The sequence below is a fragment of the Carnobacterium sp. genome (assembly GCF_040274945.1).
Classification (GTDB): Bacteria; Bacillota; Bacilli; order Lactobacillales; family Carnobacteriaceae; genus Carnobacterium_B.
On sequence record NZ_JBEMAR010000011.1, the window covers coordinates 61,692 to 82,411 of the forward strand.

The following is a 20,720-nucleotide window of genomic DNA, read 5'->3' on the forward strand; positions in this document are numbered from 1 at the left end:
GAATAAGAGGATGGTACTATTGAAAATCTTATTATATGGGGTTAGTCATAAAACAACGCCGATAGAAATTAGAGAACATTACACAATCGAAGAAAACAGAATACCGGAGCAACTTGCTGAAGTACTTTCTTTTCCAGGAGTTAAAGAGGCTGTTATTCTTTCAACGTGCAATCGAACAGAATATTATCTTTACATTGATCAAAATGAATTTATGCATGGGGATATGCTTCGTTATCTTTCAAATCATACAGGGTATGAAATATCTGAAGTCATTTCAACAAGTTATGGAAAATCAAATTTAGATGCTGCAAATCATCTTTTTAAAGTAGCTACAGGTCTTGATTCATTGATCATTGGAGAGACTCAAATACTTAGTCAAGTAAAACAAGCTCTTGCAATAGCTATTGAACAGAAGACATCTGGCCCAGTTTTAAATTCTTTATTTCACAAGTCTATTTCTTTTTCAAAAAAAATGCATACTAAAACAAAATTAGATCATTTATCGTATAATCCAGGTTCAGCTGCTGTTAAACTCTTTAAAGAAGAGTGGGAAAGTATAAATGACAAACGTTTTCTTTTAATTGGATCAGGAAAAATGATTCGATTAGCGGCAAAAACATTATTTTATCAAGGTGCTACTCATATAACGCTCACTGGTCGTAATGAACAAAAAGTGAATGATCTAGCCAACGAAATGAATGTATGGGCTAAAATGAAACGTCATACAGGTATGTTAAACCGCTGCTTCTTTACTGCCGATTTTAACCATCTTCCTATGTCACTAGCGGCTGCGGATGGAGTTATCGTGGCCACCAAAGCGCAGCATTATCTAGTAACAGAAAAAACAATTGAAGAAATGGCTACGATTCGCGTCACTAAGAAAAAGCAACTCTTCATGGATTTAGCTGTTCCACGAAATATCGAACCTAGTCTTCAATATATTGAAGGAATTCAAGTTCTTGATATGGATCAGATTAGTTTTCGTTTAGATGAAGTCGATTTAGACAAAGATAAAATCGTAAAAAAAATTACAGCTGATTTGAATGAAGAAGTAACGGAATTTGATCACTGGTATCAAGAAAGGCAAGCTGTTCCCTATTTACAGGAACTTCATGATCAGGCGGTAGAGCTAAAAGAAAAAACACTTTCCAGCTTAGAACGAAAACTGCCTGAATTGACAGAGCACCAGATGCTTCTAATTGATAAGCATGTCCAAAGTATCATTAATCAAATGAAACGAAAACCTATTGAGTCATTAAAAGATTTAGCTCGAAAAAAATCGTCAAAAGATTCTAAGAAAGAATTGAATTTTTTTGCTAAAGCCTTAGGTTTCTCGGTTGAATCTGACAGGACAGAACGATTAACTGAAGTTCTTGCTGTAGAAAGTGAGGAGAGCAGTGTTGAGAATAACGAAACGATCTGAGGAAGCTTTTGAGAAAGCGATCCATCTAATGCCCGGAGGAGTTAATAGCCCTGTAAGAGCATTTAAATCGGTTGACGTTCCTCCTGTATTTATTCAAAAAGGTAAGGGCAGTCATGTTTATGATATAGATGGCAATGAATACATTGATTATGTATTGGGATGGGGTCCTCTGATCCTTGGCCATGCAAATGATCAAGTAATAAATGACATTCAACACACGGCAAGTTTTGGAACTAGTTTTGGGATGCCAACTCTCTTAGAAAATCAATTAGCTGAATTGGTTATCCAACGTGTACCTTCCGTAGAAATGGTTCGTTTTGTAAACTCGGGCACAGAAGCGACAATGAGTGCGTTACGTTTAGCAAGGGGTTTTACAAGTAGAGATAAAATAGTCAAACTAGAAGGAAGTTATCATGGTCATGATGATGCTCTATTAGTAAAAGTAGGTTCTGGAGTTGCGACGCTAGGATTGCCAGATTCACCCGGAGTTCCAAAAAGTACAACATCAAACACTTTAGTTGCCCCCTATAACGATTTAGAAGCGATTAAAGCGTTGTTCCAAACTTATCCAGGAGAGATTGCAGCTGTGATCGTTGAACCTGTAGCAGGAAATATGGGCGTTATTCCACCCTTAAAGGGGTTTTTAGAAGGATTGCGTACACTTACAAAAGATGATGGTGCATTATTAATCTTTGATGAAGTAATGAGCGGATTCAGAGTAGGCTACCATAGTGCTCAGGGATACTATAATGTATTGCCAGATTTAACTTGTTTAGGAAAAGTGATTGGTGGTGGTGTACCTGTAGGAGCATATGGTGGAAGAAAAGACATCATGGAACATATTGCTCCAGCAGGTAGCGTCTATCAAGCGGGTACCTTATCTGGAAATCCAATCGCAATGTCTGCTGGGATAGCTACACTTTCTCAATTAACAGAAAAAGATTATCGTTACTTTGAGACTTTAGGGGATGCACTTGAAAAAGGAATTCTTTCATTAAGTGCCTTATACGATGTACCGATTACGATCAATCGTGCGGGGAGTATGATTGGGCTATTCTTTAATGAAGGGCCAGTAACTAACTATGCGCAAAGTAAGGCAAGTGACACACTCTTTTTTGCTGACTATTATAAAGAAATGATTAATCGAGGAATATTGTTGCCACCTTCTCAATTTGAAGGAATCTTTTTGTCCACTACTCATACTCTAGAAGATATCGAACGAACTCTAGATGCTATGGAAGCGAGTTTTAAAGCATTGAAAAACGTAAAATAGAAAGACTAAAGGAGTTATTTCAAGATGGAATTTAATGAATATCAAAAATTAGCCAACCGTACTTTATATGGAAATGAACAAGTCTTAACCAATTGCGCTTTAGGCGTAGCTAGTGAAGCTGGTGAATTGGTCGATTTAATTAAAAAGTATACCTTTCATGGTCATGATTTAGATAAAAAAGAGCTAACCAAAGAACTGGGAGACGTTTTATGGTACTTATCTCAAATTGCGGAGTGGGCTGATATTCCTTTTGAAGAAGCAGCAGTACAAAATATCGAAAAATTGAAACGTCGCTATCCAGATGGATTTTCTACAGAGCGAAGTCGCAATCGTATTGAATAAAAAAATAGAAATGCTGAAAGCACATGTGCTATTCAGCATTTCTATTTTTTTTATCTAATAAACCTTTTTTCTTTTCATCATCTATCAATTGTTCCTTTTCGGGTGCTGGAAAAACAAGTTCGTCTTCAGGATCAATCGCAAATTTGCTGAATAAATCATCCAAACTTGTTTCATTTTTATGAATTTGTCCCATATTAAACCTCCTTTTTCTGTAATCCTATAGTAGACCCAATCTGCAAATAAAACAACTCTTTCTTAGAAAAAACCGTTTCAAAAATTCATATATACATTTTTAAATGTATATAAACAGGCTAAAAGACCATAAAAGTAAATATTCGTAAAAAATATTGCATAAATATTCTTAATCTGTTATGATAATTTATAAGTCAAAAAGAAGAGATCATCAGAAAAGAGGAAGAGACATGAAAAAGAACTCATTTTATTTAATTGTACTTAGTTTATTAACTGTAATTGGCCTATTCGTACCAGTTGAAACAGTAACAGCAGCAGATACCGCCTTAGAAGATATTCAAGAAAAAGGAACCTTAGTCATCGGAACGAGTGCTGATTTTCCACCTTACGAATTTCATAGTACAGTCGATGGAAAAGACACGATTGTAGGAATGGATATTTCCATTGCTCAAAAAATTGCAGAGGACCTTGGTGTAGAGCTAAAGATTGAAGATATCGGTTTCGATAGCCTATTGCCAGCACTAGAATCAGAAAAGGTCGATATGGTTATTTCAGGTATGAGTCCTACCGATGAACGAAAAAAAAGCGTTGATTTCTCCGATGTTTACTATACAGGAGGACAAAATATTGTTGTAAGAGAAGCGGATAAAGAGATTTATACAAACGCTGAGGATTTAACAGGAATGAAAGTTGGTGTCCAAACAGGCTCTCTACAAGAAACACTTGCTAAAGAACAAATGCCTGATTCAGAATTATTGAGTTTATCAAAAATCACCGATCTAATTCTGGCGTTAAAAACAAACAAAATCGAAGCTATTTTAATGGAAAAACCTAGTGCAGAAGCTTATATAGGAAATGATGATCAATTAGTCACATTTGATGGAGGTTTCCTTTTAGAAGATGGTGAGCAAGGTTCAGCAATCGCTTTTAAAAAAGACGCTCAGTCTTTAGTGGAAGCTGTAAATACGTCATTAGTAGAAATCAGTGACCAAGATTTGATTTCTGATTATCTAGAAGAAGCTGGTACTTATCTTCAAGCTGCTCAACAAGGAACGAATGGTGATGAAGAGAGCAGTAATAGTATTTTTAATTATTGGCAGTACTTTTTAAGAGGGACAGGATACACGATCCTTATTTCAGTAGTAAGTGTCTTTTTTGGTTCAATATTAGGGATTGGTTTATCCTTCATGAGAATGAGTAAAAATAAACTCATGCATTTTGTAGCAACAGCCTATGTTGAATTTGTTCGTGGAACACCTATGATGATTCAAGTAATGTTTATCTATTTTGCTGTAGGTTACCTTATAAATATTCCAGCATTAGCTTCTGGTATTATAGCCGTTTCTTTAAACAGCGCAGCCTACATTTGTGAAATTATTCGTTCTGGTCTAAACTCTGTGCCTAAGGGACAAGCCGAAGCAGCAAGAAGTTTAGGCATGAGTAAAAAGATTTCTATGCGTCAAATCATTTTCCCACAAGCACTTAAGAACATTTGGCCAGCGTTAGGAAATGAGTTTATAACTGTTATTAAAGAAAGTTCGATCGTATCCATTATCGGTGTAAGTGATTTGATCTTCCAAACAAAAGTTGTGACATCTGTTTCATACAGAGGGATCGCACCATTAGTGGTTACCATGATCATCTACTTTATCTTAACATTTAGTTTGACTAAGTTATTAAATCACTATGAAGGGAAGATGAATCATGATTAAAATAGATCATTTGAAAAAAGTCTTTGGTGACAATGAAGTCTTAACAGACATTAACCAGGAAGTAAAAAAAGGGGAAGTAGTGGTTATCATAGGTCCTTCTGGATCAGGTAAGAGCACCTTGCTTCGTTGCTTAAATTTACTAGAAAAACCGACCAGTGGAGAAATTATTTTTGAAGGAACTGCTTTAACAGGTCTAAATGAAACAAAATTAAATCAATTGCGTGAAAAAATGGGAATGGTTTTTCAAAGTTTTAATCTTTTCCCTCATATGACCGTCTTAGAAAACTTAAAAGTAGCACCGGTAAAAGTTAAAGGTGTGCCTGATAAAGAAGCTCAAGAACACGCCATTCGATTATTGGAACAAGTTGGATTATCGGATAAAGCTGATGCTTATCCCTCAAGTTTATCCGGTGGACAACAGCAAAGGGTTGCTATCGCACGGGCTTTAGCTATGGACCCAGATGTCATGCTTTTTGATGAGCCAACCTCAGCGTTAGATCCTGAAATGGTCGGTGAAGTGCTTAAGGTAATGCAAGACTTAGCTGAAATTGGTATGACAATGGTCGTTGTAACACATGAAATGGGCTTTGCTAAGGAAGTGGCAGATCGTGTGATTTTTATGGATGGCGGTTATATCGTTGAAGAAGGACAACCTGATCAAGTGTTTAATCATCCACAGCATCAAAGAACTCAAGACTTTTTAGCTAAAATATTGTAATCAGCGTGAGACTTAAAGTTATGAATTAAAGCCATACAAAAAGGAACCTACGATAATTTTATCGCAGGTTCCTTTTTGAGTTGACCATTAGTTTATTCAATTGGTTCAACATGAACTTTTGTATCAAAGACACCAAAATCAGCTGCTAATAACTGTTCGACCTGTTCCGTTAACTCATGGCTCCTTTTAACAGTCATTTCTGGGTTAGTTTTTATAATAACATCTACATGAATAATAGTTCCATAAGTTCTACCTTTAATAGATTCTACTTCCAAAACTTCAGGCAAAGTGAGTATTGTTAGCTTGAATTCCTTTAAATCATTTTCATTAAATCCATCAGACAATTCAAACGCACTTTCTCTAAAAATTTCAAATGCTGTTTTTAGAATGATAAGTGAGACAATAACGGCCATTGCACTATCTAACCATGCCATATTGAAATTAGAAGCAAAAATAGCTATAGCAGTTGATAAACTGATTAAACTGTCATTGAAAGTATCTTTAGATGCAGCTTGTAACGATTTACTTTTTTGTTTTTTTGCGAGTTTGTTGTTATATAAATAAATAGCCATCAAGACAATGCTTGAAAATAGTCCTGCATATCCTGCAATCAAGTCAGGTGAGTTTCTTTCTGGCACAAAAAAATGCTCTACTGCAGAAACAAGGACTTCCAGCCCCACAGCTAGCATAATGAACGAAGTAACCATGCTTGCAACAGTTTCAGCTTTCCAATGCCCATATGGATGATTATCATCTGGCGGTCGTCTAGCCAGCCTTAAACCAATCAGAACAGCAATCGAGGCAATTGTGTCTGTCGTATTGTTTAAACCATCTGCTCTTAAAGCGCTTGAACCAGAATAGTTCGCAACAATTAATTTTAGTGTAGCAATAAAAAGATAGGTCACGATGCTAAGCACCGCTCCACGTTCAGCAAGTTTTAATTCCTCATAACGATCTTTTATCATCGTCAAACTGTTCGACGTCCCTTCAAAATGAAATTAAGTAATAGCATTTAGTTTACCCAAAGTTAAGATGAATAGCAATTAGTTTTTATGTGGACAAAAAAACCGAGGTTAGGGCAGAACGCCTTAACCTCAGTTGCAAATGTACCTATTTTTTCTAAACAAACTTCTAAAAATGCTTTTATTTAAGCAATCCTTCAGTTGTAACAGGTTTTCTCCATAGACCAAGAATAACTGCTGAAATGATTGTTCCAATTACTAAGGCTACTAAAAATAAGAACCAGTGATTTGAAAGAGCTACAACGAATATACCACCGTGTGGTGCGGGGATAGTAATATTCCATAATTGAGTCAATCCACCAGCAATTGCTGCTCCCACAACGGAAGATCCGATTGTGCGAAGTGGATCAGCTGCTGCAAAAGGAATAGCTCCTTCAGTAATAAATGATAATCCCATTACGTAGTTTGTAAGGGCAGATTTTTTTTCATTGTCATTGAATTTATTTTTAAAGATTGTGCTGGCTAAAGCGATCGCAAGAGGTGGAACCATACCACCGGCCATAACTGCAGCCATCAAGCTTCCGTCTCCAGTGTCGGTAAAAATTCCAATAGAAAAAGCATAAGCTGCTTTATTGAATGGGCCACCCATATCGATAGCCATCATTCCGCCTAATAACGCACCTAAGATAACTGCATTAGCTGTACCCAAGTTTTCTAAGAAAGAAATCATTGCAAGATTAATTGTTGCGAAGATAGGTCCAACAATAAAGAACATAAGAGCACCAGTAATCAACAACCCAAGAATAGGATAGAAGAGAATAGCTTTTAAACCATTAAGAGATTTTGGTAATCCGTTTAACGCTTTTTTCAAAGCTAAAATCGTATAACCAGCTAAGAAACCTGCAGCAAGACCGCCTAAGAAACCAGCATTACTATTGACAGCAAGTAACCCACCAACCATACCAGGCATTAAACCAGGACGATCTGCAATACTTAACGCAATGTAACCAGCTAAAATAGGAATTAAGAAATTAAAGGCATTAGATCCAACAGTATTTAAGAATAAGAAAAGAGCGTTTGTATCGCCTAAAAAGCTTTCAACTAGGAAAGAGATAGCCATCAATATTCCGCCACCGATAACAAATGGCAACATAGTAGATATCCCATTCATTAAATCTTTATAGACACGGTTGACCCAAGTTCCTGATTCTTCTTCAGTTGATTCATCTTTTTGTCCATCTGAAGAAAAGATGGGTGCTTGTTTGTTCATTGCTTTGGTAATCAATTCTTCTGTTTTACGAATACCATCACTAACTGGACGTTGTAAAACAGGTTTTCCATCAAAACGAGCTAATTCAACTTTTTTATCAGCAGCAATAATTACACCATCAGCTCTTTTAATATCTTCAGCTGTTAATTTATTCTTGATTCCGTCAGAACCGTTTGTTTCGACTTTGATTTCAACACCCATTTCAGCAGCTTTTTTCTTTAAGGCATCCTCAGCCATGTATGTGTGTGCAATTCCAGTCGGACAAGCCGTTACAGCTATAACAAAAGGTTTTTCTCCTTCTTGATTTTTAGAAGGAGAAGTCGTTTCTTCGATTTCAGCTGCAGCTTCTTTTTCTTGTACTTCTTGAGCAGCTGCAAAAAGAGAACGAACTTCTTCAGCAGATTTTGCTTCTTTTAAAGATTGAACGAAGTCTGGGTGAATCAATAGACGAGAAAGGTTTGCTAATGCTTGTAAATGAGTATCGTTTGCGCCTTCTGGAGCTGCGATCATAAAGAACAAATGAGCAGGTTGGCCGTCTAATGAATCATAGTCAACACCATTTGTGCTTTTAGCGAATAAAACAGTTGCTTCATTTACAGCAGTTGTTTTAGCATGAGGCATAGCAATTCCGTCTCCTAAACCTGTAGAGGTCAGAGATTCACGGTGCATGATCCCTTTCTTAAATAGGTCAGCATCATTGATACGATCGTTTGCTTTTAAGCTTGCAATCATCTCATCTATAACGCCTTCTTTAGTTGTTGATTGTAAATCCATTATCATAACATCTTTAATCAATAAATCGTTGATATTCATAGTTGTTTTCCTCCTAAATCAATTTTATAAAGTTAGTTCTGTAATTGTAACGTTAGTTAATAATGCTTCTATCTCCGTTTTAGTTGCTAGGTCATCTGAAAATGCTGTGGCACTTCCAGTAGCGACGCTTTTTTGAAAAGCTTTTAACGGATCTTTCGTATCAACTAATGCTCCAACAAAACCGGCAATCATAGAATCTCCAGCTCCTACAGAATTTTTCACGATTCCTTTAGGAACAGTCGCTTGATAAACACGTTCATTTGTAAAGAATAAAGCTCCATCGCCAGCCATTGAAACTAAAGCATATTGAGCACCTAAGTCAATTAGTTTTTTTCCATGCACGATAATATCTTCCAACGAATGGAAAGTAGTATCAAACAATTCGGCTAACTCATGATGGTTTGGTTTAACTAACAACGGTTTATGCACTAATGCATTTAATAATTCTGAACCAGTTGTATCAATTACAAAATCTACTTGTTTTAAAACAACTTTTGCAATTAAATTTTGATAAAAATCTTCAGGTAGAGAAGGGGGCTTGTTTCCTGAAAGAATAATAATATCTTTAGCTGTTATCAAATCAATTTGACTGATCAATTGAGCTGCTTCGGCTTGTGTAATAACCGGACCTTGAGCATTTAACTCTGTCTCAGTATCAGACTTTAATTTAACGTTGATCCGTGTATCGCCTTTAATAGAAACAAACTGCGTGTTGACACCTTCTTTTTCCAACCAATCAGCAATAAAGTTACCTGTGAAACCTCCTAAAAAGCCTAAAGCCGTTGAGGGTTGATTAATGTGATTTAACACACGAGAAACATTGATTCCTTTGCCACCAGGAAGTTTTATATCGTTATCCATACGATTCAATTCACCTAATTGTACGGAAGGGACATGTACAATATAGTCGATTGATGGATTTAGTGTTACTGTATAAATCATGATTTTGCCTCCAATATTGTTGTTGTATTAAAATAACTTTCATAATTCTTAGGAGATAGATGATCTGTGATAATCAATGCGTCATCAATAGTACAAACCTTTACAAAAGTAACTTTATTAAATTTTGTTTCATCAGCAAGAATATACGTTTTTGAACTATTCATAACTGCTTGTTGCTTAACATTAGCTTCTTCCGGATCAGGAGTGGTAAAGCCATAATCTTTATCAATACCATTCATTCCCAAAAAAGACTTATTAAAACGATAACGAGACAATTGTTCAACACTAGTAGTTCCAACGATTGCTTGGGTGGTGTTTTTCAGCTTTCCGCCAATAAGCAAAACATCATTATTTTGATTTGCAAGCAACAGAGCATGTTGAACAGCGTTGGTTACAATACGAATACTTTTTTCCATTAAAAAAGGAACCATAAAAAAAGTAGTTGATCCTGCATCTAGGAAAATAGTATCACCATCTTCAACAAAAGAAGCGGCTAACTCTGCAATTTTTTCTTTGTTTTGAATGTTTTTGACTGCTTTCTCAGTAAGAGATTGCTCTTGTTCAATCGTGTAAACTCTTTTTGCGCCACCGTGCACACGTACAAGTTTTCCTTGTTCTTCAAGTGAAGCGAGATCGCGTCGTATAGTGGACTCTGAACAATCCATTTCTAACATAAGTTCTTGGGATTTAATAACTCCATATTGGGTTAATTTTTCTAATATGAAGTTGTAACGTTCTTCAGTAAGCATTATATCCCTCCAATAGCGCTACTTTACCACCAAAAACAGTCAAAAGCAATCAAAAGTAAACCGATTTCATCATTTTTTAATTGCTTTGCAAGCAGGATAACGCCAAAGAGAGATACAAATAATGTATACCAAATAGAGCAATAAAAATAAAAAGTCGGTGTTTTTTTAAATAGTAGCTTGTATACCAGTTCAGATGATCAAAATTAAATGAAAAAATAAATTTATTACAATCTCAACGCAAAAAAAGAAAGAAATCATTTAGATTCCTTTCCTAACTTAATGACTGTTGAATTGTGTCAACGATTAATGACATTGTTTTAGTCTATTACTTCAATAGATTCAATTTTAACTTCTTGCAAAGGTTTATCAAGCGAATCGGTTTCAACTTCACTTATGGCATCAATCACATCCATTCCTTCAATTACTTGACCAAAAACGGTGTAGTGCTGATCAAGGGAAGGGTAGCCTCCTGAAGTATAGGCCTCTACTATTTCATCAGGTGTAATAGTAGGGTCAGCCGAGGCGCTCACATCTACCGGATTTTGAACAATGTAAAATTGACTACCTATTGAAACGGGAGCATTTGTTTTTGCCATTGCTAAAGCCCCACGGATATGGAATAACTGAGAGGATATCTCTGTTTCGAACGGTTCGCCCCAGATACTCTCCCCGCCAGTACCGTCTCCTTTAGGGTCACCACCTTGAATCATAAAGTTGTCTAAGACTCGGTGAAAGGTGGTCTCATCATAATAACCTTCTTTACTATGTGTAATAAAATTTTCTACTGCTTTTGGTGCCAAATCTGGAAAAACTTTAACTTTAATCAAACCCACAGAGGTGGTGATATGAACTTCAATCTCATTTTCACTTACTTCATTAGTAAGCTGGGGTAAATTTACCGGCTGTTCATTGTCAGAAGATACTTGATTAAGAGAGCTTTCAGGATTAAACATGGTCGTGAAACTTGCTCCAGTGCTCTTTGATAAAGTATGGGTTCCGAAAATCATTAAACCTATTGCAACTATAAATAAGGTAAATCCAATAATATAACTTTTCTTTCTTTTCATGGTGCACGTCCTTTTGGTCTTTAAGCTGTTTCGCTTAATATTAAAAATTCATCTTTCTATCTAAATGAGTATTCAAATAGAAAATGTCCTAGTAAATCATACTACAAATGAGAAAATAATTAAATAGTTAAAATGAAATGATGGTATAATGAGTGAATTAGAAGTGGATAGTTTCAATTTAAGTTATATAGAAGTAAATTTGACAGTATCCTCATTAAAAAATAGACAAATGCATCAAATAGACGTACAATAGATAATGGACTAAAATTGGGTATACTGAACGTATTTCATTTTTAGAGGATATGTGATAATTGGCTTTCTTGTTTACATCTTGGAACAAATGTAATATTAAGATGCAGCGCCAGATCCATTGTGTAACCTAGAAAATAACTAAATCTCATACACTTAAAAATGAGGAGGAAAATAAAAAATGTCAATGTTTTTAGATCAAGTAACAATTAACGTAAAAGCCGGAGATGGCGGTAATGGAATGGTAGCTTTCCGTCGTGAAAAATTTGTACCCGATGGAGGCCCAGCTGGTGGAGATGGTGGTAAAGGTGGGGATGTCGTTTTTATCGTAGACGAAGGTTTACGTACATTAATGGATTTCCGATTTAACCGTCACTTTAAAGCAGAAGATGGCGAAAATGGTATGAGTAAAAACATGCATGGCCGTGGAGCAGGAGACAATGTCATTAAAGTCCCACCTGGAACAACAGTTAAAGAAGCAGAAACGGGCAAGGTTTTAGGCGATCTAGTTCATCATGGACACAAACTTGTTGTAGCTAAAGGCGGACGTGGCGGACGCGGAAACAGCCGTTTTGCTACTCCTAGAAACCCAGCTCCTGAAATTGCTGAAAACGGTGAACCAGGAGAAGATTATAAAATTGAAATGGAATTAAAGGTTTTAGCTGATGTAGGATTAGTTGGTTTCCCTTCTGTTGGAAAATCGACACTGTTATCAGTTGTTTCCGCTGCTCGTCCTAAGATTGGTGCTTACCATTTCACAACTTTAGTGCCAAATTTAGGAATGGTTCAAACACCAGACGGACGTAGTTTTGTTATGGCTGATTTACCAGGATTAATTGAAGGAGCTTCTCAAGGAATTGGTTTAGGAACACAATTCTTGCGTCATATAGAGCGTACACGCGTTATTTTGCATGTTATCGATATGAGTGGAAGTGAAGGCCGTGATCCATATGACGATTACGTTGCTATCAATAAAGAATTAGAAACGCATAATCTACGTTTAATGGAACGTCCACAAATTATTGTTGCTAATAAAATGGATATGCCTGGAGCAGAAGAACATTTAGTTGAATTTAAAGAGAAAATAAACGCTCTTAAAAAAGATGAGTATGAAGAAGACCTTCAAATATTTGCTATTTCAGCTATTACACATAAAGGAACACAAAATTTATTAAATGCAACAGCTGATGTATTAGATGTAACACCAGAATTTCCTTTATATGAGTTGGATCAAGAAGAAGATACCGTTATGTATAAACATACTCCTGAAGAAAAAGGCTATGCTATTACAAGAGACCCTGATGCTACATGGGTATTGAGCGGCGATAAACTTGAAAAACTATTCAAGATGACCAATTTTGATCACGATGCTTCTGTTTTACGTTTTGCCCGTCAGTTAAGAACGATGGGAATTGATGAAGAGATGCGTGAACGTGGAGCAAAAGATGGAGACTTAGTCCGTATCTTGAAATATGAATTCGAATTTGTTGAATAAAATCAAACTAAAACGACCAAGCAATCAAAAAGTTGATTGCTTGGTCGTTTATTTTTCACCTCATTATCGCTTATTTAAGAAAAGTTTGGTAAAATATGTCGAACGGTCAAGTACGATTTTGGAGTTAAACGAATGATACTTTAATGGTTAGGACAGGATGAAATGGAATTATTATTTTTAGGTACAGGTGCAGGAGTACCCGCAAAGCAACGAAATGTTACTAGCATTGCACTAAAATTATTAGAAGAACGAAACACAATTTGGCTTTTTGATTGTGGAGAAGCAACTCAGCAACAAATTTTACACACGACTTTAAAACCGCGGAAGGTCGATAAAATTTTTATTACACATTTACACGGAGATCATATTTTTGGACTTCCTGGTTTCTTAAGCAGTCGTTCTTTTCAAGGAGGAGATGGTCCATTAACCATTTATGGTCCTGTAGGAATTAAAAATTATGTTCAAGTGTGCTTAAAAACTTCAGGAACTATTTTGAAGTATCCGTTACATTTTCATGAAATTACCGCAGAAGGAATAATTTTTGAAGATCAGCAATTTAAAGTCATTTGCCGTAAATTAAAACATGGCATTCAGTCTTTTGGCTATCGTATTGAAGAAGCTGATCACCAGGGAATGTTACAAGCCGATAAAGTGAAAGAAGCCGGTATTCCTTTTGGTCCGATGTATGGAAAGTTAAAAAAAGGTGAAACGATTACCTTAGAAGATGGTCGCACATTTAATGGGAAAGAGTTCATCGGTGAAACTCAAAAAGGCCGTATTGTAACCATTTTAGGCGACACTAAGAAAACAAAAAATAATGTATTGCTTGCTGAAAATGCCTCTATTTTGGTTCATGAAAGTACATTTGACGGAGCGAATCGTAAAATGGCAAGAGATTATAACCATTCTACAAATTTAGACGCTGCAGAAGTTGCTAAAGAAGCACTTGTTGCTAAATTAGTGTTGACTCATATTAGCGCTCGCTATTTAGGTAGAGACATATATTTATTAGAAAAGGAAGCACGAAAAGTATTCCCTAATACTCAAATTGCGAATGATTTTGATGAAATTGATATTCCGCTTATTAGAACAGATAAATAAAACATAAAAAAGGAGCTTATGATGAAAAAAAATATGGATACACTTAGAGATAAAGTTGTTTTTATTACTGGCGCTTCAACTGGATTAGGTGAAAAAATCGCTTATGAAGCTGCAAAAAAAGGGGCTATTGTGGTCGTTAGTGCTAGAAGAGAAGATTTGCTTTTACAAGTTAAGGAAAAATGTGAACAATTATCAAATAAACCAGCTTATGCTTTTGGGTTAGATGTTTCAGATCCTGAACAAGTAAAAAAAGTGATCAATGAAATTTATCAGACTGTAGGAACAGTTGATGTTCTTGTCAATAACGCAGGATTTGGACATTTTGAAGAAGCATTAACCTTTGATATGGATATAGCAGAAAGAATGTTTCGTGTAAATGTTTTAGGTCTAATGTATGTAACTCAATTAGTTGCAATTGAAATGGCTGAAAGAAAACAAGGTCACATTATCAATATTGCTTCTCAAGCTGGGAAGATGGCTACACCTAAATCAACTATTTATTCTGCAAGTAAATTTGCTGTTATCGGTTATTCAAATGCATTACGTTTAGAATTAAAACCGTTAAATATTTATGTAACAACAGTTAACCCTGGTCCTATTGAAACAAACTTTTTTGATATTGCAGATGAAAGTGGAACCTATTTAGAAAAAGTAGGGAATCTAGTATTGAATGCTGAAGTTGTTGCTGGTCGTATTGTTTCTTTAATGGGAACACCTAGAAGAGAATTGAACATGCCTGCATTATTAGAAATTGCAGGGAAATTTTATACACTTTTCCCTCGTATAGGAGATTATTTAGCTGGAGATTTATTTAACAATAAATAAAGTACGCAAGCATTTTCATAGTGTCCGTACGGGCTATTGTGTTAAAATAACACTATAAAATAGAACGAATGAGTCTATTTGAAAGGAGACCTACACTTTATGAAAAAACAATGGGGGACAATTGTAGCACTTATACTTATTGTAATTGTAGCATTTTTTGCTGTTTTAAATGTTGAGTCAGTTCCAGTTAGTTTTGGTTTTACAGAAGTAACTTGGCCTTTAATTATGATTATTTTAGGATCATTATTTATTGGAGCTTTAACGACAGTTCTAATTTCTACAAGTACGACTTATAGAAACAAAAAAGAGTTAAAGAATGGCAAAAAAGAATTAGAAAATGCAGAAAATAGAAAAGAAGAAGCTATTGCTCGAATCAGAGCAGAATATGAGGATAAATTAACTCAAAAAGATTTTATTATTAATGAGAAAACAGATAAAATCAGCAGTCTAGAAAGAGAATTGGTTAATCGAATGACCCAATCAACGGGTACTTCTTCAAACGGACCAACTGATTCAGTACCAAAACAATAAAATTGAGTTCATTTTGATAAAAAAAGAACAAACTTTAGGGTTTATTCTTTTTTTATTTGTACTAAAATTCATTTTTATTTTAACAATCTAGTATGTAAAACTAGTTTGTCTAGTGAAAGCAATTGTGTTAAACTATTATTAATAGAAATGAGATAAAAAGGTGATTATATGCATAAAATTGAGGAAGATTTATTAGAATGGTCAAATGAAATAAGCCAATATACTTTTCCGAGATGGGAAGAATTACCTGATTTTGATCTTTATATGGATCAAGTTTTAAATCTGATTGAACGCTATCTAGCTATTTTTAAAGTGAGTGATCAAAAACAAATTATTACTTCGTCGATGATCAATAACTATGTTAAATTAGGATTGATTCCTCCTCCAGTAAAGAAACGATACACAAAAAAACATTTAGCGTATTTAATTGCTATTTCAATTTTAAAACAAGTGGTCACGATTCCTGAAGTAAAAGAAGGTATTCTTTATCAAGCGTCCATAAGTGGGATTAGAGAAGCGTATGATTTGTTTTGTACTGAACAAGAGTATGCTCTAAGAGCTGTTGCTTCTCATGTGAGGCAAGCTGATAAAAAACCGTTATTGCCGGATAGTACAGATAATACAACTTTGATTGTTCGAACAGCCACAATAGCTGTTGCTACAAAAATTGTTACTGAAAAAGTTCTCTATTTGGCCCATGTACAGCAAGAAGAGAACGAAAAGAAAAAAAATAAAACCAAAAAGTTGGAGGAGTAAGCATGAATAAACAAAAAATAGGTTTCTTAGTTGATTCAGGTTCGGATGTGCCTATAGAGGTCGTCAATAAAGCCAATATGAAAGTCATTCCTTTAAAAATTATCTATAAAGATAAAGAATACACCGATAAGGTAGATATTCATGCGCAAGATGTATACGATCGTTTAGAACAAGAGATACCAAAAACTTCTTTACCAAGTGGTGAAGTGATTAGTGAAATGTTACAAGAATTCAAAAATGAAGGTTATGAAAAGGTTATTGCTGTTACCATTTCAAGCGGGCTAAGCGGGACAAACAATATGGTTCGTTTAATGGCTGAAAATATTGAAGGACTAGACGTCTTTACTTTAGATACTAAAAACATTGGAATTGGTAGTGGGTTTTTAGCTATTCAGGCTGCAGAGTATGTTGAAAAAGAACTGGAATGGGAAGTTATTAAAGAAAAATTAAAGCAAGACGTCAAAAAATCTAAAATATTTTTCCATGTACCAACTCTAGAATATTTGCAAAAAGGTGGACGTATCGGATTAGTATCTTCTATTTTAGGAAATGTTTTAAATTTGAAACCCGTTATTTCTTGTAACGACAATGGAATTTATCATACAGTTGCAAAAGTGCGCGGAAATAAAAAGAGTATTCAACGAGCTATTGATTTAGCAACTGAATTTGCAGGGGATGCAAAAAAATACCATTTAGCAATTGCTTATGGTGGTAAGACAGCCGAGGTCCAAGTTGACGATATTCGACTAGAACTTAAAAAGAAATTGCCAAATTTTGTTACACTATTTGAAGATCAAATCAGTCCAGCTTTAGGAGTGCATACGGGTCCTGGATTAATTGGGATCGGTGTTCATATTATAGAAGATTAAGACTGAGTTAAATCAGTCAATTAAAAGATCGGACAACCTGTCCGATCTTTTTTTGTTGTCCCAGTGATGATTCATTAGGTAGTTGGGTTAAGCTGAGTTTTTTCAATGACCATTCATGTTCTGTTTTAAAAGGAAGAAATACTATATCTATACCTATTATTTTTGATATAATGGTGCAGTTAGGAGTGAGATAATTTGTTGAAATCACGTACAAAATGGAAATTAAAAGAACAAAACACTAATACTGAAATAGTAACAGATTTAAGTAAAGCATTAAACTTGTCTCCTTTGTTTATTGAATTGTGTTTACAAAGAGGCTTAGATTCTAGAGAAAAAATAGAACGATTCCTTAAGCCTGATGAATCCTGGATCTATGACCCTTATTTGATGCATGACATGGAAAATGCGGTTTCTCGGATCACAGATGCAGTTGAACAAGGAGAACAAATAACGATTTATGGCGACTATGATGCAGGTGCGATACGTTCACAAGTGAAAAGTTTGTGCACATGTCTTTAGTTTTACTAGGACATGGAGAACTGATCTAATGAGAGTTGGAATGAGAGAGTAACGTCTTGAAACGGCTCCCCTAATCCTCCGATATGCTTTTGGATAGGTAAAAACTCAAAAGTATAAAGCTCGGTGAAGTCAGCTGAAAAAAGCCGTAAGTAAGGTACGTTCCTTACACGAAAAAAATCCAGAGGTGGATTGTGCTTTTGATAGGCTGGGGGTCTTAGAAAGTATCTATGGTTAGAATGTTTCTTAAAGGAAACTGACGAATTTTCGAATGTACGAGTCGATACGTAGGCGATGTAGAAATGCAGCGTTAAGATTGCGCCTTAAGCTAATCTTATTGCATGTGGTAGAGTAAAAATCTGACGTTATGAAATACCATATTATCTTAAAGGGATAATCAAGTGCAACGGCCCATAGAAGAAACCTAAGGATATATAGAACAAGATAATTGGATTGGAACGTATGAAGCTTAGGGTGTGGATGCTTTTACCAGCAAATGAAACAGTTTAGACGAAAATCTCGTAAGGGTACAATAAGCTAATTTACCTAAGTGAAAGTAGAGCCATAGTACCGATGAAGCTATGATAACAAATAGTGGAGGGAGGGGCTCGAATCGATTTAGACTATCTTTATAAACTAGAGTGGCCCAGTGATTAGATAACTTACATTCAACTATTTTTTTCTAACCATATGCGTAAAGCATTTATACTTTTTATCTAATTTGCGATAGGCAACTTTAAGTTTAGACAGTCTAGAACGATGGAACGCCGTGTGAGGTGAAAGTCTCACGCACGGTGTGGAGTGGGGGAAAACCTGGAGATCAGTTCAAAAGGTTACCTATCACTATATGGTGTCACAAGTACAGCTGTGTTAAAAGAAACGATTGAAATGATTGGTGGAGAAGTTAACTACTACATTCCAAATCGTTTCACAGATGGATACGGACCTAATGTAGAAGCCTTTGAACGCTTAATTGAACAAGGTACACAATTGATTGTCACTTGTGACAACGGTGTCGCTGGACATGATGCGATTGATCGGGCAAAAACATTAGGAATAGATGTCATTGTAACGGATCACCATGAATTGCCAAATACATTGCCCGCGGCTTATGCTGTTATTCATCCTAGACATCCAAAGGGTTCGTACCCTTTTGGAGAATTATCTGGAGTGGGGGTTGCTTTTAAATTAGCAACGGCATTATTAGGAGAAATACCGGTAGAATTGTTAGATTTGGTTGCTTTAGGAACGATAGCCGACCTAGTCTCTTTAACGGACGAGAATCGTGCTTTAGTGATGCAAGGTTTGGTTGTGTTACAAAATACCCAACGCATCGGTTTATCCGCTTTATTTCAATTAGCAAAAATAAAACGTGAAGAAATTGATGAAGAAACCGTTGGATTTATTATAGGACCGCGCCTGAATGCAGTTGGACGATTGGGGGATGCCTCTCCAGCTGTTGAATTATTGACGACTTTTGATGATGAAGAAGCAGCCTCGCTAGCACAGTTGGTCCAAGAAAAAAATATCGAACGTCAAGCTTATGTTTCTACGATAACGAATGAAGCATTTGATATGATTGAAAAAAAGGATGTAGATTCAGATGTCTATGTTTTGGCAAAAGAAGACTGGCATGAAGGTGTCTTAGGTATCGTAGCTAGTAAAATTGTAGGCAAAACTGGAAAACCTGCTTTAGTCATGAACATTGATCCAGCTAAAGGTTTAGCTAAAGGTTCTGGTAGGAGTATACCGGCATTCAATTTGTATCATGCGTTGGATACTGTTCGAGAATTTACCACTACGTTTGGTGGACATCATATGGCCGCTGGTTTAACTGTTCCTTTAGAAAACATTGAACGCATTCAAAATGAACTCAATCAATATGCAATTGAAAATGGCGTAGCACAAGAATTGGGTGAAGAAACACAAATAGACGGCCAGTTGAGCATCAAAGAAGCAACTGTGGAAGTAGTGGAAGAATTAAACCGTTTAGCTCCATTTGGTACGGATAATCTTAAACCGACCTTCCTTTTTAAAAATGTTGAGTCTCAAGATGTTCGCCGAATTGGCGGAGACCAAGCGCACTTAAAAATGAAATTTTCAGAAGATAACGCTTTTCTAGACGTGATCGGTTTTCAGTTTGGTCCTGTTGCGGAAGAAATAGGACTACATTCAGCTATTTCTGTAGTAGGTAAATTAGCTATCAACGAATGGAATGGTTCGCGCAAAACACAACTAATGTTAGAAGATTTAGCCATTGAAGGCGTACAAGTCTTTGATTCTAGAAGTACTCAGATACCCTCATCGTTATGGAAGATTGAAGAAGCAGACTTTGTCTTTTTTGACCAACAAAACGTTGAACAATATGCGCATCTTTTATCGGATAAGAGTTATCGTCATGCCTTAACGACTCCTGATTCTTTTTCGCAATTTGAAATGAAAACGACTCAATTGATTTTTGTTGATTGTCCTTTTGATATTGAATTGGTCAAAGATCTCTTAGCTCAGTCTAGTCCCGAAAAAATTATTGCTTGTTTTTATAACCGAGAAGAACTGTATTTAAATGGGATGCCAAATCGTAGTCAATTTGGACAAGTCTTTAAGTACACAGCAACACATGTCGATATTGATGTTCGGAATAAACTGAATTTATTAGCTACTCATTTAAAAATTAAGGAAAATAATTTAATTTTTATTATTTCAGTGTTTTTAGAGATAGGATTTGTTACAATAACAGATGGTGTTATGAATGTCGTTAAAGACGTTCAGAAAAAAGAATTAGAGCAAGCAGCAGCTTATCAAAAACGACTAAAACAAATTCAATCTGAAAACTTTTTTGTTTACAGTCATTTTTCTGAGTTGGAGAATTGGATGAAACAACAACTAAAAGCAACACCTTAAAATTGAATGGAGGA

18 protein-coding genes and 1 pseudogene are annotated in these 20,720 nt (G+C 35.6%); 13 read left to right on the forward strand and 6 right to left on the reverse strand.

Going from position 1 to position 20,720, the window contains the following annotated elements:
• The first annotated feature begins 10 nt into the window (after positions 1-10).
• Genes hemA through ABS916_RS11640 form a run of 3 tightly spaced genes read left to right on the forward strand, consistent with a single transcriptional unit; the run spans position 11 to position 3,038 of the window.
• On the forward strand, positions 11-1,423 hold the full coding sequence (hemA, locus tag ABS916_RS11630; protein ID WP_350452053.1) for a glutamyl-tRNA reductase: 1,413 nt from the start codon (positions 11-13) through the stop codon (positions 1,421-1,423).
• Positions 1,401-2,696 carry a glutamate-1-semialdehyde 2,1-aminomutase gene (gene hemL / locus ABS916_RS11635; RefSeq protein ID WP_350452054.1) on the forward strand — a complete coding sequence of 432 codons (1,296 nt, stop codon included), beginning with the start codon at positions 1,401-1,403 and terminating at the stop codon, positions 2,694-2,696. The genes hemA and hemL overlap by 23 nt, the downstream gene beginning before the upstream one ends.
• Positions 2,697-2,720: 24 nt before the next feature.
• Positions 2,721-3,038, forward strand: coding sequence for a nucleoside triphosphate pyrophosphohydrolase family protein (locus ABS916_RS11640; RefSeq protein WP_350452055.1), 318 nt, complete (start codon positions 2,721-2,723; stop codon positions 3,036-3,038).
• A 28-nt stretch (positions 3,039-3,066) separates the two neighbouring features.
• Here ABS916_RS11640 and ABS916_RS11645 read toward each other — a convergent pair whose 3' ends face one another.
• Positions 3,067-3,231 carry an SPJ_0845 family protein gene (locus ABS916_RS11645; RefSeq protein WP_350452056.1) on the reverse strand — a complete coding sequence of 55 codons (165 nt, stop codon included), beginning with the start codon at positions 3,229-3,231 and terminating at the stop codon, positions 3,067-3,069.
• A gap of 229 nt (positions 3,232-3,460) precedes the next feature.
• Between ABS916_RS11645 and ABS916_RS11650 the strand changes: the two genes are divergently transcribed.
• Positions 3,461-4,942 (forward strand): ABC transporter substrate-binding protein/permease, encoded by a 1,482-nt coding sequence (locus ABS916_RS11650; protein WP_350452057.1) that lies wholly within the window; start codon positions 3,461-3,463, stop codon positions 4,940-4,942.
• On the forward strand, positions 4,935-5,660 hold the full coding sequence (locus ABS916_RS11655) for an amino acid ABC transporter ATP-binding protein (protein WP_350452058.1): 726 nt from the start codon (positions 4,935-4,937) through the stop codon (positions 5,658-5,660). Before ABS916_RS11650 ends, ABS916_RS11655 begins: the two co-directional genes overlap by 8 nt.
• A gap of 92 nt (positions 5,661-5,752) precedes the next feature.
• Here the strand turns inward: ABS916_RS11655 and ABS916_RS11660 are convergent, their stop codons facing one another.
• From ABS916_RS11660 to ABS916_RS11680, 5 genes are all read right to left on the reverse strand, one after another.
• Positions 5,753-6,625, reverse strand: coding sequence for a cation diffusion facilitator family transporter (locus ABS916_RS11660; protein WP_350452092.1), 873 nt, complete (start codon positions 6,623-6,625; stop codon positions 5,753-5,755).
• Positions 6,626-6,803: 178 nt separating this feature from the next.
• Positions 6,804-8,705, reverse strand: coding sequence for a PTS fructose transporter subunit IIABC (locus ABS916_RS11665; RefSeq protein WP_350452059.1), 1,902 nt, complete (start codon positions 8,703-8,705; stop codon positions 6,804-6,806).
• A 24-nt stretch (positions 8,706-8,729) separates the two neighbouring features.
• A complete protein-coding gene (gene pfkB, locus ABS916_RS11670; protein WP_350452060.1) occupies positions 8,730-9,647 on the reverse strand; it encodes a 1-phosphofructokinase in 918 nt (305 codons plus the stop codon).
• Positions 9,644-10,396, reverse strand: coding sequence for a DeoR/GlpR family DNA-binding transcription regulator (locus ABS916_RS11675; protein ID WP_350452061.1), 753 nt, complete (start codon positions 10,394-10,396; stop codon positions 9,644-9,646). The genes pfkB and ABS916_RS11675 overlap by 4 nt, the downstream gene beginning before the upstream one ends.
• A 317-nt stretch (positions 10,397-10,713) precedes the next feature.
• Positions 10,714-11,463 (reverse strand): peptidylprolyl isomerase, encoded by a 750-nt coding sequence (locus ABS916_RS11680; protein WP_350452062.1) that lies wholly within the window; start codon positions 11,461-11,463, stop codon positions 10,714-10,716.
• A 436-nt stretch (positions 11,464-11,899) separates the two neighbouring features.
• On the opposite strand from ABS916_RS11680, the gene obgE reads away from it, so the two are divergent.
• The 8 genes and pseudogenes from obgE to recJ all read left to right on the forward strand — a co-directional run.
• On the forward strand, positions 11,900-13,207 hold the full coding sequence (gene obgE, locus ABS916_RS11685) for a GTPase ObgE (protein WP_350452093.1): 1,308 nt from the start codon (positions 11,900-11,902) through the stop codon (positions 13,205-13,207).
• A 162-nt stretch (positions 13,208-13,369) separates the two neighbouring features.
• Entirely contained in the window at positions 13,370-14,308 is a 939-nt protein-coding gene (gene rnz, locus ABS916_RS11690) for a ribonuclease Z (protein ID WP_350452063.1), read from the forward strand.
• Positions 14,309-14,329: 21 nt separating this feature from the next.
• Positions 14,330-15,133 (forward strand): SDR family NAD(P)-dependent oxidoreductase, encoded by an 804-nt coding sequence (locus ABS916_RS11695; protein WP_502880605.1) that lies wholly within the window; start codon positions 14,330-14,332, stop codon positions 15,131-15,133.
• A gap of 99 nt (positions 15,134-15,232) precedes the next feature.
• Positions 15,233-15,664, forward strand: a complete 432-nt coding sequence (locus tag ABS916_RS11700; RefSeq protein WP_350452064.1) for a LapA family protein — start codon at positions 15,233-15,235, stop codon at positions 15,662-15,664.
• Between the two features lie 168 nt (positions 15,665-15,832).
• Entirely contained in the window at positions 15,833-16,420 is a 588-nt protein-coding gene (locus ABS916_RS11705; protein WP_350452065.1) for a DUF1836 domain-containing protein, read from the forward strand.
• 2 nt (positions 16,421-16,422) lie between these two features.
• On the forward strand, positions 16,423-17,289 hold the full coding sequence (locus ABS916_RS11710) for a DegV family protein (protein ID WP_350452066.1): 867 nt from the start codon (positions 16,423-16,425) through the stop codon (positions 17,287-17,289).
• Positions 17,290-17,484: 195 nt separating this feature from the next.
• A complete protein-coding gene (locus ABS916_RS11715) occupies positions 17,485-17,808 on the forward strand; it encodes a single-stranded DNA exonuclease RecJ (protein WP_350452067.1) in 324 nt (107 codons plus the stop codon).
• An 846-nt stretch (positions 17,809-18,654) separates the two neighbouring features.
• Positions 18,655-20,706, forward strand: a pseudogene (gene recJ / locus ABS916_RS11720) (single-stranded-DNA-specific exonuclease RecJ); the annotation flags it as partial.
• Positions 20,707-20,720 lie beyond the last annotated feature (14 nt).

Excerpts from the sequence above, each read along its gene's own strand:
- ABS916_RS11705 (WP_350452065.1), top strand. The coding sequence starts at position 15,833 with ATGCATAAAATTGAGGAAGATTTATTAGAATGGTCAAATGAAATAAGC.
- ABS916_RS11675 (WP_350452061.1), bottom strand. The coding sequence starts at position 10,396 with ATGCTTACTGAAGAACGTTACAACTTCATATTAGAAAAATTAACCCAA.
- ABS916_RS11660 (WP_350452092.1), bottom strand. The coding sequence starts at position 6,625 with ATGATAAAAGATCGTTATGAGGAATTAAAACTTGCTGAACGTGGAGCG.
- rnz (WP_350452063.1), top strand. The coding sequence starts at position 13,370 with ATGGAATTATTATTTTTAGGTACAGGTGCAGGAGTACCCGCAAAGCAA.
- ABS916_RS11680 (WP_350452062.1), bottom strand. The coding sequence starts at position 11,463 with ATGAAAAGAAAGAAAAGTTATATTATTGGATTTACCTTATTTATAGTT.
- ABS916_RS11665 (WP_350452059.1), bottom strand. The coding sequence starts at position 8,705 with ATGAATATCAACGATTTATTGATTAAAGATGTTATGATAATGGATTTA.
- hemA (WP_350452053.1), top strand. The coding sequence starts at position 11 with ATGGTACTATTGAAAATCTTATTATATGGGGTTAGTCATAAAACAACG.
- pfkB (WP_350452060.1), bottom strand. The coding sequence starts at position 9,647 with ATGATTTATACAGTAACACTAAATCCATCAATCGACTATATTGTACAT.
- ABS916_RS11640 (WP_350452055.1), top strand. The coding sequence starts at position 2,721 with ATGGAATTTAATGAATATCAAAAATTAGCCAACCGTACTTTATATGGA.
- ABS916_RS11710 (WP_350452066.1), top strand. The coding sequence starts at position 16,423 with ATGAATAAACAAAAAATAGGTTTCTTAGTTGATTCAGGTTCGGATGTG.
- ABS916_RS11655 (WP_350452058.1), top strand. The coding sequence starts at position 4,935 with ATGATTAAAATAGATCATTTGAAAAAAGTCTTTGGTGACAATGAAGTC.
- obgE (WP_350452093.1), top strand. The coding sequence starts at position 11,900 with ATGTTTTTAGATCAAGTAACAATTAACGTAAAAGCCGGAGATGGCGGT.
- ABS916_RS11695 (WP_502880605.1), top strand. The coding sequence starts at position 14,330 with ATGAAAAAAAATATGGATACACTTAGAGATAAAGTTGTTTTTATTACT.
- ABS916_RS11700 (WP_350452064.1), top strand. The coding sequence starts at position 15,233 with ATGAAAAAACAATGGGGGACAATTGTAGCACTTATACTTATTGTAATT.
- ABS916_RS11650 (WP_350452057.1), top strand. The coding sequence starts at position 3,461 with ATGAAAAAGAACTCATTTTATTTAATTGTACTTAGTTTATTAACTGTA.
- ABS916_RS11645 (WP_350452056.1), bottom strand. The coding sequence starts at position 3,231 with ATGGGACAAATTCATAAAAATGAAACAAGTTTGGATGATTTATTCAGC.